Origin of the sequence: Dactylosporangium fulvum, from assembly GCF_025137375.1 — a bacterium.
Lineage (GTDB): Bacteria > Actinomycetota > Actinomycetes > Mycobacteriales > Micromonosporaceae > Dactylosporangium > Dactylosporangium fulvum.
The window spans coordinates 5,054,654-5,066,307 of record NZ_CP073720.1 but is presented as its reverse complement, the minus strand read 5'-3'; the positions used below and the strand labels follow the sequence as shown (position 1 = coordinate 5,066,307).

General features: G+C 72.3%; 11 protein-coding genes and 1 pseudogene. 7 read left to right on the top strand and 5 right to left on the bottom strand.

Annotated elements, in window-relative coordinates:
- Positions 1-937: 937 nt before the first annotated feature.
- From Dfulv_RS23800 to Dfulv_RS23790, 3 genes are all read right to left on the bottom strand, one after another.
- The gene (locus tag Dfulv_RS23800) at positions 938-1,306 is read right to left on the bottom strand and encodes a VOC family protein (protein ID WP_259866942.1); all 369 of its coding nucleotides are present in this window, start codon (positions 1,304-1,306) and stop codon (positions 938-940) included.
- A gap of 9 nt (positions 1,307-1,315) precedes the next feature.
- Complete coding sequence (locus tag Dfulv_RS23795) at positions 1,316-2,023, bottom strand: hypothetical protein (protein WP_259866940.1); 708 nt, start codon at positions 2,021-2,023, stop codon at positions 1,316-1,318.
- Positions 2,024-2,100: 77 nt separating this feature from the next.
- On the bottom strand, positions 2,101-3,279 hold the full coding sequence (locus Dfulv_RS23790) for a rhomboid-like protein (RefSeq protein WP_259866938.1): 1,179 nt from the start codon (positions 3,277-3,279) through the stop codon (positions 2,101-2,103).
- A gap of 235 nt (positions 3,280-3,514) precedes the next feature.
- Here Dfulv_RS23790 and Dfulv_RS23785 point away from each other — a divergent pair.
- The 5 genes and pseudogenes from Dfulv_RS23785 to Dfulv_RS23765 all read left to right on the top strand — a co-directional run.
- Positions 3,515-4,360, top strand: a pseudogene (locus Dfulv_RS23785) (molybdopterin-dependent oxidoreductase); the annotation flags it as partial.
- The gene (locus Dfulv_RS23780; RefSeq protein WP_259867879.1) at positions 4,349-5,383 is read left to right on the top strand and encodes a M15 family metallopeptidase; all 1,035 of its coding nucleotides are present in this window, start codon (positions 4,349-4,351) and stop codon (positions 5,381-5,383) included. The pseudogene Dfulv_RS23785 and the gene Dfulv_RS23780, both read left to right, overlap by 12 nt.
- Before the next feature lie 360 nt (positions 5,384-5,743).
- Complete coding sequence (locus tag Dfulv_RS23775; protein WP_259866936.1) at positions 5,744-6,859, top strand: hypothetical protein; 1,116 nt, start codon at positions 5,744-5,746, stop codon at positions 6,857-6,859.
- Positions 6,860-6,977: 118 nt separating this feature from the next.
- Positions 6,978-7,316, top strand: a complete 339-nt coding sequence (locus Dfulv_RS23770) for an STAS domain-containing protein (protein WP_259866934.1) — start codon at positions 6,978-6,980, stop codon at positions 7,314-7,316.
- Entirely contained in the window at positions 7,309-7,722 is a 414-nt protein-coding gene (locus Dfulv_RS23765) for an ATP-binding protein (protein ID WP_259866931.1), read from the top strand. Before Dfulv_RS23770 ends, Dfulv_RS23765 begins: the two co-directional genes overlap by 8 nt.
- 24 nt (positions 7,723-7,746) lie before the next feature.
- Here Dfulv_RS23765 and Dfulv_RS23760 read toward each other — a convergent pair whose 3' ends face one another.
- Entirely contained in the window at positions 7,747-9,279 is a 1,533-nt protein-coding gene (locus tag Dfulv_RS23760) for a PP2C family protein-serine/threonine phosphatase (protein ID WP_259866929.1), read from the bottom strand.
- Positions 9,280-9,551: 272 nt separating this feature from the next.
- On the opposite strand from Dfulv_RS23760, the gene Dfulv_RS23755 reads away from it, so the two are divergent.
- On the top strand, positions 9,552-10,022 hold the full coding sequence (locus Dfulv_RS23755) for a hypothetical protein (RefSeq protein ID WP_259866927.1): 471 nt from the start codon (positions 9,552-9,554) through the stop codon (positions 10,020-10,022).
- Positions 10,023-10,222: 200 nt separating this feature from the next.
- On the opposite strand, the gene Dfulv_RS23750 is transcribed toward Dfulv_RS23755, so the two are convergent.
- On the bottom strand, positions 10,223-10,780 hold the full coding sequence (locus Dfulv_RS23750; protein WP_259866925.1) for an NADPH-dependent FMN reductase: 558 nt from the start codon (positions 10,778-10,780) through the stop codon (positions 10,223-10,225).
- A 154-nt stretch (positions 10,781-10,934) separates the two neighbouring features.
- Between Dfulv_RS23750 and Dfulv_RS23745 the strand changes: the two genes are divergently transcribed.
- Positions 10,935-11,339: a winged helix-turn-helix transcriptional regulator gene (locus tag Dfulv_RS23745; protein ID WP_259866922.1), complete on the top strand. Its 405-nt coding sequence runs from the start codon at positions 10,935-10,937 to the stop codon at positions 11,337-11,339.
- The last annotated feature ends 315 nt before the right edge of the window (positions 11,340-11,654 follow it).

Below are 11,654 nucleotides of genomic sequence, written 5' to 3'. Positions count from 1 at the left end.
GGGAGGTCGACCGGCAGGCCAGACCGACCCGTCGACCCCCTGCCGGCAGGCCGCCCGAGCACACCGAGGCAGTCCCCGTCACCGAGCGCCACAGCCTCGACCAACTCCGCCGGGAGCACCGCCAAAATGCCCACATTGCGAGAATCAATCGAATATCGCCGATGCTTGTCTCGGCGGATTTCATGATCCCGAAGACTTGTGGCACCGCTGGCGACGCAAAGTCTTCGGGATCATGAAAAAGGGCACATATGCATCGATGTCGATGCACCGTGATGTCCGGAATGTCCGACGCGCGTGGCAGTCGAGTGGCGACAAGCGGGCACCACTCCGGCAAGATTGCCACTCACGCAAAGCCACAGCTGCCCACGCCGACCAAGGCCCGCCGATCAAGGCCCGTGGGCCGGGGACGCAACCCCAAACCAAAGGCCCAGCACCTAGAACCCGCCAACCCAAGCCCCGACGACCAGAGCCCGTCAGCCCCAGCCCCGCCGAGGCCCGATGACCAGAGCCCGCCAAGCCGAGGCACCACCAGCCAGCACCCGACGACCGGGACCCGCCAACCAGCACCTGCCAGCCCGCGCCCGACCAGCACCTGCCAACCAGCACCCGACCAGCCCGCGCCCGACCAGCACCCAACGACCAGCACCCGACCAGCCCGCGCCCGACCAGCACCCAACGACCAGCACCCGACCAGCCCGCGCCCGACCAGCACCCAACGACCAGCACCCGACCAGCCCGCGCCCGACCAGCACCCAACGACCAGCACCCGACCAGCCCGCGCCCGACGACCGGGGCACGACGAACGGGGCACGACGACCAACGCACCAACAATCAGAGCCCGCCGGCCGGGGAGCGCCAACTAAGGCCCGATGACCAAAGCTCACCAAGCCGAGGCCCTGCCGGCCGAAGCCTGTCTACAAGGCACCCGCCGGGAGCGTCACTCCGGGCGGTGGCACACCGCTTCGACGTTGTTGCCGTCCGGGTCGCGGACGAACGCGCCGAAGTAGCTCGCGTGATACTCCGGCCACAGCCGCGGCTCGTGCAACACCTCGGCACCCGCCGCCACGGCGGCCTCGAAGAACGCCACCACCGACGCGCGGTCCGCCGCGGTGAAGGCGATGTGCGCCTCGCGCGCCGCACCGCCCGTCGTCACCGGGCCCAGCCAGAATACCGGCCGGTCCGAACCGTAGCCGACGACCGGGCCGAACTCGAGGAGGCGCCGGCCGCCGAGCGGGGCGAGCACGGTGTCGTAGAACGATCCTGCCGCCGAGACGTCCGCGACCTGGATCGACAGGTGATCGAGCATGGACCCACCCTAGTGCCGGCGATCGCGTGATCCGGCGACGGCGACGTCCGCCAGCGGCACCCGTTGCCGGGCGGCCCACACGGCGGCGGCCAGGGCCACCGTTGCTCCCGTCACCGTGCCGACCAGGTGCTCCCGCTGCGTCAGGCCGTTGAGGACCGCGACCTCGATCGTGTGGTACGCGATCAGGCCCAGGGCCAGCCAGCCGGCCCGGCGCCGGACCGCGACGTACGCCAGCAGCGACACCACCGCCGCCGAGGGGCCGGCGTCGCCGAAGTGGCCGAGCCCGTGCGCGACGCCGACGGGTGGGCCGGCGAGGACCCACAGCCGGGCGGACAGCGTCGCGACGGTGTGCCCGAGCGCGGCGACCAGGAGCGTCCACCGTGCACCGGCCGCGGCCTGCACCAGGGAGAACACGACGCCGACCTGCAGCACGGCGAACCAGAACGGCAGGAGCGCCGCCGGGGCGAACATCGACAGGGGCAGCTTGGCCAGGGTGACGAGGAGCGGGTCGCCCGGATGGGTGATGGCGAAGCCGGACACGAAGGCGTGTCCCGGTCCGGTCCGCGCCGCCAGCGCCAGACCCGCGACCATCAGCGCCGCCGCCGGACCCGTCCACAGGCGGCCGAACCGCCGCCGGCGGACCGCGTCGACCACGGGTCCGGCCAGGACATCACCCTGCTCGCTGAGCCAGGTCGGCAGCTTCCTGAGGTCGGTCATCACGCGCTCCGGCGGGGCGGTCATCGAATGGACGAGCACCTTGTACCCGCGCTCCGCCGCACCATGCGGCACCGGGCCTACGGCCCGACCGGCGCGCCGCCGACGCCGGCGAGGACACTGGTCAGCCGCGTCCGGTCGGCCCGATCGGTGAGCAGGACCAGCACCACCCCGCCGGGCGGGGCGGCACGTGCGCTGTGGACCACCGTGCTGTCGGGCAGGCCGGCGTCGTGCAGGCCGGCGACGACCGCGACGACGCCCGCACCGGCGACCAGTCCCGCCACCGGGAACCCGGCGAGGGTGCCCAGTACCACGCCCCAGGCGGTCCCGGCCATGGCGCCGTCGAGGACGCCGAGGTCGCGGGTCTCCCGCTCGTGGATGCGGTGGGCCCGGTCGGACCATGTGACGACGGCGTCCGCTAGGTGCACCAGATGGTGCTCCTGCAGGTGCAGCACCGTGGCCAGCGCCGTCCGGGCCTCCTCCTCGGTGCCGAACGCGAACGCCATCGGCCGGTCGTCGCGCATCCGCGCCGGGAGGCGCAGGCGCCCGGCCAGCGGGCGGCGGCGCATCTGCCAGCCGGCGAGCAGGCCGATGACGGTGGACAGCAGGTGGCCCACGTCGGTGAACGTACGCTCGCCGACCAGCGGCAGCAGCACGGCGGCGAGCGCCAGGGGCACGAGCACCCGCCGGGCCCGCACCGGAAGGCTGAACGCGAGGGCCCCGCCGACCGCGTGCGCGCCGTAGCTCGTGCCGACGTCGCTGGCCGTGGCGACGGTGCGCTCGACCCACTCGTACCGGATCCCGGTCCGCAGCAGGGCGTAGACCAGGCAGCTGGCGACGACGTGGGTCAGGAAGAACACCTCGAACAGCCGCCGTCGTCCCCATAGCAGCTCGGCAGCGCCGGTGAGCAGCAGCAGGTGGGCGACCGTGAGCACACCGAGCGGCTCGGTGACGATGAACGCGCTGGTCACCAGCGTCCAGACCCGGTGCTGGTCGAGGTTGGCCACGTTGGTGGAGTTGGCGGCGATCAGGTGGTTCCGCGTCTGCGGATCGGCCCGGTCGAGGAGGAACCCGATGACCGCGACGGCGAGCACGTACAGCGGGGCGAGCCGCAGCCGCGTCGCGGCCCTGAGCAGGACCTTGGCCTTGGCTGCCGGTCCGCCGGCGGCGGCGAGGGCGCTGGCGAGGTCGCCACCGGGGAGGTACCAGGCCGGTACGAGGCCCGGCGGGTCCTGGTGCAGCCATTTGAAGCCGGTCACTCCGGCCTGCCGGTGCACAGCAGCGGCCGGGCCCGCGTCATGACCGGTCCAGCAGGATGTCGATCGCGGCGGCGCCCGGCGGGCCGAAGGCCGCCGCGCCCGCCACCCCCAGCAGGCCGACCGTGAACGGGTTCCGGTGTCGGTCCCGCACCGCGGAGCGGTACCCGCACCGGCAGCCACCAACCGGAACACCGTCGCTATCGGTCCTCGCCCGGCCGGATGAGCCCGGACTCGTAGGCGAAGACGGCTCGGCATGGCGAACCTCGACTGGCTCGTCGTGCGCGACCTGTACGAGATCGAGAGCGCCACGTTCTGGAAGGACAGCCTCGAGGTCCGCACCGGCGAGATCGTGCCCGAGCACTGCCGGACCGAGGTGTTCCTGATGCCGGCCGCCTCGCACGTGGAGAAGGAGGGCACCTTCACCCAGACGCAGCGGCTGTTGCAGTGGCGGGAGAAGGCGCTCGACCCGCCGGGCGACTGCCGCTCGGAGCTGTGGTTCTTCTACCACCTCGGCCGGCGGATGCGGGAGCGGCTGGCCGGGTCCACCGAGCCGCGGGACCGGGCGCTGCTCGACCTCGACTGGGACTACCCGGTGCACGGCGTGCACGACGAGCCGAGCGCCGAGGCGGTCCTCATGGAGATCAACGGCTACGAGACCGCGACCCGGCGGCCGCTGTCGGGCTTCGCCGAGTACCGCATCGACGGTACGACGGCGGGCGGCTGCTGGATCTACGCCGGTGTGTACGCCGGCGGGGTGAACCAGGCGGCCCGCCGCAAGCCGCGCACCGAGCAGGACGAGGTGGCGCTCGAGTGGGGCTGGGCCTGGCCGCTGAACCGGCGCCTCATGTACAACCGGGCCTCCGCCGATCCGGAGGGCCGGCCGTGGAGCGACCGCAAGCGGTACGTCTGGTGGGACGCCGAGCGCGGGGTCTGGGCAGGGCCGGACGTGCCCGACTTCGAGCGGACGAAGCCGCCGGGCTACCGGCCGCCGCCTGGCGCGACCGGCCCGGAGGCGATCGCCGGCGACGACCCGTTCGTCCAGCAGGGCGACGGCAAGGGCTGGCTGTACGTGCCGACCGGGTCGCTGTTCCGCACCGAGTTCGGCACGGTTGTCGTCCAGGAGGACATCTGCAACGGCTGCGGCTACTGCATCCCGGCCTGCCCGTACGGCGTGATCCGCGCCCCGGGGAGCATCGATCTGCGTACAAAGCCGAATAATCTGGGCATGCACCTCGTCGTCCGCGTCCTGGTCGCCGCCGCGGCCTGTGCCCTGACCGCCTCCTGCGGCGGGCCTGCCCGGTCGGCACCATCGGCCCGGCCGCCACACTCCGCCACCGGCTCGTCACCGGCCCAGACGGTGTCGCCGTCAGCCGCCGAGCCGTCGCCGCCGGCACCGGCCAGCCCGTCCGGGGCGTCCCTCGCCCCGGTCCCGCCGGGATTCGTCGCGCTGCCGGACGTGGATCCCAGCATCCTGACCGACATCCGGTACGCCACCGCGCACAACTTTGTCGGCCGGCCGGTCGCCGGCTACCGGCAGCCGCGCTGCCTGCTCACCCGGCAGGCCGCGGAGGCGCTGCACCACGTGCAGACCGCCGCGCTCGCCCGGGGATACAGCCTGAAGGTGTACGACTGCTATCGCCCGCAGCAGGGCGTCGACGACTTCATCCGCTGGGCGGGCGACCGCGACCAGCGGATGAAGTCGGAGTTCTACCCCGAGGTCGACAAGTCCGTGCTCTTCGACGAGGGGTACATCGGCGGGCCCACCGCACACAGCCGGGGCAGCACGGTGGATCTGACACTGGTCGCCACGCCGCCCCGCGACCAGCCCTCGTACACGCCGGACCGGCCGCTCGTCGCCTGCACCGCACCGGCGGGGCAACGGTTCCCGGACAACAGCATCGACATGGGCACCGGGTTCGACTGCTTCGACCCGCTGGCGCACACGGCCGCCCCGGGACTGAGCACTGCGGTCCGGGACAACCGGGCGTTGCTCACCGGGCTGATGGCCACGGGCGGATTCGCCAACTACCCGAAGGAGTGGTGGCACTACACGCTCGGCGGCGAACCGTTCCCGCGCACGTACTTCGACTTCCCGGTCGCGTAGCCGGCCACCCGGCCGATCGCACGGCGGGCTGAGCGCACAACAAGGCCGCGGCGTCTTGGTCGGACGTCGCGGCCTCCATGACCTGCAAGGCAATTTCCCTTCACCGGCATTACCCGGATCAGGTAGTGGGGATCGTCGTCCAACCTCTCGGTCTTTCGACCGATCAGCCTTTCGACGTCTCAGCTCCACTGTTTTACCAGTTTTGCTCTCCCGCTTGTCTTGCAGGCCACTTACCACCATACGTCCGCTCCGGACCCGTGGGGGGTGAACCCCGGGGTGGGCGGCCGGGTGAGCCCGGCCCCGCTCGCTGCCGGGGTACCTTGAGAGGTCACGCTGAAGTTCGACTTCCGGGGCACCGTCATGGGCCGTGACATCCTCGCGCTGCTGGTCGGGCTGTTGGGCGCGGCGACGGTCCTGGCCACCGCGTTCTCCGCGGCGCGCACCCTGGTCGTGCCGCGCGGCACGACGGTCCTGATCACGCGCTGGGTGATGGTCGCCGTCCGGGCGCTGTTCGACCTGCGGCTGCGCAGGGCGCGCACCTACCACGACTGTGACCACGTGCTGGTGCTGTTCGGCCCGGTCACGGTGCTGGCGCTGCCGGTGGCCTGGCTCGCGCTCATCCTGACCGGGTTCGCCGCGGTGTTCTGGTCGCTGGGCGTGCGTCCCTGGCAGGACGCGCTGCTGGACAGCGGTTCGTCGCTGCTGACGCTCGGCTTCCACCAGCCGAGCGGCCTCGCGACCGGCGCGGTGCAGGTCGTCGAGGCGATGGTCGGCCTCGGCCTGCTCGCGATGGTGATCAACTACCTCCCGGCCCTGTACTCGAGCTACTCCAGGCGGGAGGTGCTCGTGACCGCGCTGGAGGTCGAGGCGGGCACGCCCCCGTCGGCCACCGAGCTGCTGGAGCGACTGTTGCGGGCCAAGGGCGTCGAGCTGCTCGACGAGTACTGGCACGACTGGACCAGGTGGTTCAACGAGCTGGAGGAGACGCACTCGTCCAACCCGATCCTGGTCTTCTTCCGCTCACCCTCACCGGACCGGCACTGGGTCACCGCCGCCGGCGCCGTCCTGGACTCCGCCGCGCTCGTCTCCTCGACGTTCATCGCCCAGGGGACGCAGCCGTCCCACGCCGGCCTGTGCGTGCGCGCCGGCCACCTCGCGCTGCGGCGCATCGGCGACTACTTCCACATGCCCTACGAAATGCCGTACGACGCGGGCGGGCGGCGCAACGCCCCGATCGCGGTGACCCGGGAGGAGTACGACGACGCGTGCCGCCGGCTCCGTGCCGCCGGCGCGCAGCTCAGGACGGACCGTGACCAGGCGTGGCGCGAGTTCGCCGCCTGCCGGGTCTGCTACGAAGGGGTGCTGCTGCGGTTCGCCTCGCTGACGACCGCCCCGCCCGCACCCTGGTCCGCCGACCGGCCCATCCCGTTCCACCGGCTGCCGGTGACCAGCCGCCGGGCCCGGCCCGGGACCTGACCGGCACCCGCGGCGCTCAGCGTGGCAGGCGGGTAACTCCCTGACACGCTGACGGACGATCGATGACATGATGGTGCCGGACATCGCCCCCGGTGCGAGGAAGTGAGGCCACGACCACATGGCGCGCTTCGAGTCGAGGATGTCGGTCGAGCCCGGCCGTGTCGTCGTGACGCTCGCCGGCGAGTGCGACCTCGCGAGCCGGGAGCAGCTCACAGCCGTGCTCATGTCGGCCGTGCACACGGCGCCGGTCGTGGTCGTCGATGCCGATGAGCTGGAGTTCCTCGACTCCAGCGGAGTCCACGGCCTGGTCACCGCGCACCGGGCCGCGCAGGAGGAGGGCCGCCGGCTCTACCTGGTGAACGCGGGTGGCGTGGTCGCGCACGTGCTGCAAGTCACCGGCGTCGCCGACCTGCTGAGCCCGCCGACCGCGGACAGCGGGCACGCCGACCATGCCTGAGCAGCACCCCGGAGATCCGGCCGCCCGCACGCGCCGCGCGGACACGGCCTCCTACACCGCACCGGCCGATCTGACGGTGGTGCGCACGTTCGTGTGCGCCCGCGCGGTCGCCCTGGGCCTGCCGCCGCTTCGGGCAGAGCTGCTGGTGCTGGCGGTCAATGAGCTGGCGACCAACACGCTGCAGCACGCCTCCGGCGGCGGGACCGTCCGGCTGTGGGCCGAGGCGGGCCGGTTGTACTGCGAGGTGCTCGACGGCGGGCCGATGCGGACGTTCGGGCGGGACATGCCACCGGCCGACGCGCCCGGCGGCCGCGGCCTGGCGATCGTCGAACGGATCTGCGACGAGGTGACCGCGTTCGCCGCCCCCGGCGGCACCGTCGTGCGGATGCGCCTCGACCTCCATTGATCTCAGCGCCTGATCGGCCGAGCGTCAGTCGGGCAGGACGCGCACCGCGAGGGTGCAGGTGTCATCGTCGGGGCTGGGGCGGTACAGCAGCGCGCGGAGCCGGGCCAGCGCCGGCTCGCCGGGCTCGGCCCAGACGTCCACGAGGTCGCGGCGCACTTTGTCGAGCCGTTCCGTGACGCTCGCCGACCGCCGCTCGACGAGCCCGTCGGTGTAGAACAGCAGCAGGTCGTCCGGCTGCAGGCGGACGACGGCGACCGGGTAGCCCGCGTCGTCGGCGGCGCCGAGCAGCAGGCCCGGCGGAGGGTCGAGCTCGTCGGCCGCGCCGGCGCGGGTCAGCAGCGGCGGCGCGTGACCGGCGCGCGCCCAGCACAGGGTGCGCGCCGCCGGGTCGAAGATCGCGATCACGGCGGTCCCGGTGATGCGCAGCTGTGCGCTCAGGCGGTTCATGTGGCCGAGCAGGACGCCGGGGTCGCGGATGCCGATCGACAGCCAGGCGACGAGCGCGAACCGCAGGTGGGCCATGCCGCTGGCGGCTTCGAGGCCGTGGCCGGCGACGTCGCCGACGCCGAGGGCGACGTGCCCGTCGGGGAGCGTCTGCGCGTGGTACCAGTCGCCACCGACCTGCACCGCACACTCCGCCGGCATGTAACTGACGGTCGCCTGCAGACCGGCGAGCGGGAACGGCTCGCGGGGCACGGGCTGGATCATGTTCTGCAGCTGGGCGGCGAGCCGGTGCTCGGCCAGCGCCGTCGTCTCGCGGGTGCGCAGCAGGTCGCGGAGCCGCTGGATCGCGGTCCGCGAGTCCTCGCGGGCGCTGACGTCCTGCATGACGGAGTAGATCTTCAGCGGCGCGCCGTCGGCGTCGCGTGCGACGTCGGAGAGGATCCGCAGGTACTTCACGCCGGCACCGGCCCGGAACCGCAACGTCACGTCGGACGTGGCACCGCTGTCGAGGGTCTGCCAGACGGTCTCCGGCAGTGCCCGGTCGTCGGGGAGGATGGCGGCGGTCTGCTCCGCGCGGGACAGCGGGCCGAGGGCGGGGTCCCGTTCGAAGATGTGGTACATGCCCGGGGACCAGTCGATCCGCCCGGTCGTGAGGTCGTACTCGGACCAGCCCAGGCGGCCGAGTTGCTCGGTGCGCTCCAGCCGCCGCTGCTCCTCGTCGAGCCGCTGCCACCACGAGAGCACGCCGCCGAGGACCCGGTGAACGCTGACCTCGAACGTCGACTCGGCCACGACACCGGCGCTGCTCCCGCGGTACCGGTAGGCCGGCAGGCAGCGGGCGGCGCCGGTGGCCAGCACGTCGTGGTACGCCTGCCACAGCGGGCCGCCGATCATGGCCGGATACAGCTCGCCGACGAGTGCCCCGACCCGCTCGACGCCCCGCCCGTAGATGTCGCTGACCTGGCCGCTGACCGCCTCGATACGGAAGTCCACCACCCGGCCGCCGCCGTCGCGGACCGGCCGCAGCCACGAGCATCCCGCCGGGATCAGCGCCAGGATCTCGCGCACCACAGGTGCGACGCGGTCCTCCGCACCGGGCACGCCATCGGCCATGCCGAGAGCCTAGTGCCGGGACCGCACGCGTTCACCACACCCGAGGTGCTGTCGCCCGTGGCGCGGGATGCTATGCGTCGATGGAGCGCCGTGGGCCGCGCCCCGCGACCAGGGACGGGCCTGGCAGCGGTACTGGTCGCCGGTCCGCGACGGCGAGGTCCTGCGGGACGCCGGTCACCCGGACGAGGCCGCGGCGGACGCCGGCCGGCTACGCGAACACGCCGCTCTGACGAGTCGGTCAGTCACGTCGGGCGCTGCACTACGGTGCGAGGGTGACGAGCAGCCCCCGGGAAGCGGAAGCGCGCATCGGTCCGATCGGCGCGCTGCTCTGCCGACTGATGTTCCTGGCCATCTGCCTGCCCGGACCGGTCCTGCTCGCCGTCGCGCTGACGCTGGACCCGCTGCGGTCGCCCGCGGACTTCTGGGGCCTGCTCGCCGGTGGCGTACTGGCGACGAGCGTCGGTGTCGGTTTCGGCGTCTTCGGCTGGCGGCTGGTCACCCGCTCGCGCCGCGACGCGCGTCGGCTGTCCGCCGCTGGTGTCGCCGCGACGGCGGAGATTCTCGCGGTGGCGAACCACCTGGACGGAGAGGATCCTGGGCTGGAACTCCACCTGCGTATCAGCGGGCCCGGGTTCGCCACGTTCGAGGCGGACACGATCCGCGCCGACGACCCGGCCCTCGTGCCCGGCGCGTTGCTGGCCGCCGTCGTGGACCCCGTTGACCGGCTCTTTTCGATCACGTAGCGGCCGCGTGAGCAAGGCTCGGTGCCGAGCATCCCGGTATCGCAACCGACCCGCCGCCGACGGCATCCGCGTCAACGCCGTGGCTCACCGGCCGTGCCCTCTCGATCGACGGCGGCCCGGAACTCACCTGAGTCCCACCCCGTGCGGCCCTGCGCAACCCGACCCCGGCGGCCGGGACGGCCGCCGGGGTCAGGACGCCGCTACTTGCGCAGTGGTGCGAGCGCGTCGGACCAGGCGACGAGCTGGTCGAGCAGGGCGCTCAGGGCGTCGAACTGGTGGGCGCCGGGGGTCAGCGCGGTGAAGTTCTCGAAGTCGGTGTAGAAGGACAACGCGACCTGCGACCGCACCGTGGCCAGCTGCAGCTCGGCCGCGATCAGCCGCAGGTGCTCGACGGCCCGGGCGCCGCCGACCACGCCGTAGCTGACGAAACCGGCCGCCTTGTTGTTCCACTCGGCGTAGAGATAGTCGAGCGCATTCTTCAGCACCCCGCTCGTCGAATGGTTGTACTCCGGTGAGACGAACACGTATCCGTCGAAGCCGGCGACCCGCTCCGACCACGCCTTGGTGTGCTCGTTGGCGTAGCTGCCGGCGGAGGCCGGGATCGGCTCGTCGAGGTGCGGCAGCGGGAAGTCGGCAAGGTCGACGATCTCGAACTGCGCGTCGGTGCGCTTCGACGCCTGCTCGTGCACCCAGTCGGCGACACCGCGGCCGTATCGGCCCGGCCGCACACTGCCCACGATGATGGCGATCTTTGTCACGCTCTGGACTCCCTAACACTGGACGTCGTGAAATGAACGGCAATTGCGTTCCGACCATGTGAGCAGTGCCTCGAAGTGGTTGATTCCCAGTCCCGCATCCGCACTAAATAGTGCGATACGCACTTTCAAGTGCGTGATACGAAAGGATCCCGAAATGACGAAGCCGGACATTGCCGGAACGGCGGCGGTGTGTGGGGACGAGTCGCTCCGGGCGGTCGTGCGCGACCTGCTCACCACCATCGGCGACAAGTGGACGCTCGCGGTGGTCGCCGCGCTCGTCGAGCGGGACCAGCGGTTCACGGCCATCCAGCGCGACGTCGCCGGCATCTCCCACCGCATGCTGACCAAGACCCTGCGCGACCTGGAGCGCGACGGCCTCGTCAGCCGGAGCGTCTACGCGGAGGTGCCGCCGCGGGTCGAGTACGGTCTGACCCCGCTCGGCCGGACGCTGGTGGACACGATCGACGCCCTCATCGGCTGGGTCGGCGAGCACGGTCCGGCCGTGCTGGCGAACCGGCGTGGGCGGTCCCGGGACACGACGGCCCACGCCGCGCCGTGATCAGAAGCCCTGCACGGTGAGCACGACGCCGTCGCAACCCGCTCGAACGCGGCCCGGTCCTCGAACGCCATCAGCACGACCTTGTCGTGCGGCCACGAGCCCTCGACGGTGACGGGTGTGCCGGCGCCGCACGGGGCCGGGTGGCCGGTCGGCGCGGGCTGCTATGCTCGACGGGCAGTTGATCGCGACATGGTGGGAGTTCGAGCTCCGATGCGGACAGAGGACGACGACATTTCCGGGTGACCCCGGAGTGCTGCGTTCGTCGTTTCCTTCCCCTGTCCTCCTTCCGGGCACAGGTGTGCCCGGGTCGCGCAT

What these genes read in the sequence shown, in the direction of transcription:
- Dfulv_RS23775 (WP_259866936.1), top strand. Translation starts at nt 5,744, where the DNA reads ATGGGCCGTGACATCCTCGCGCTGCTGGTCGGGCTGTTGGGCGCGGCG.
- Dfulv_RS23800 (WP_259866942.1), bottom strand. Translation starts at nt 1,306, where the DNA reads ATGCTCGATCACCTGTCGATCCAGGTCGCGGACGTCTCGGCGGCAGGA.
- Dfulv_RS23745 (WP_259866922.1), top strand. Translation starts at nt 10,935, where the DNA reads ATGACGAAGCCGGACATTGCCGGAACGGCGGCGGTGTGTGGGGACGAG.
- Dfulv_RS23765 (WP_259866931.1), top strand. Translation starts at nt 7,309, where the DNA reads ATGCCTGAGCAGCACCCCGGAGATCCGGCCGCCCGCACGCGCCGCGCG.
- Dfulv_RS23770 (WP_259866934.1), top strand. Translation starts at nt 6,978, where the DNA reads ATGGCGCGCTTCGAGTCGAGGATGTCGGTCGAGCCCGGCCGTGTCGTC.
- Dfulv_RS23760 (WP_259866929.1), bottom strand. Translation starts at nt 9,279, where the DNA reads ATGGCCGATGGCGTGCCCGGTGCGGAGGACCGCGTCGCACCTGTGGTG.
- Dfulv_RS23795 (WP_259866940.1), bottom strand. Translation starts at nt 2,023, where the DNA reads ATGACCGACCTCAGGAAGCTGCCGACCTGGCTCAGCGAGCAGGGTGAT.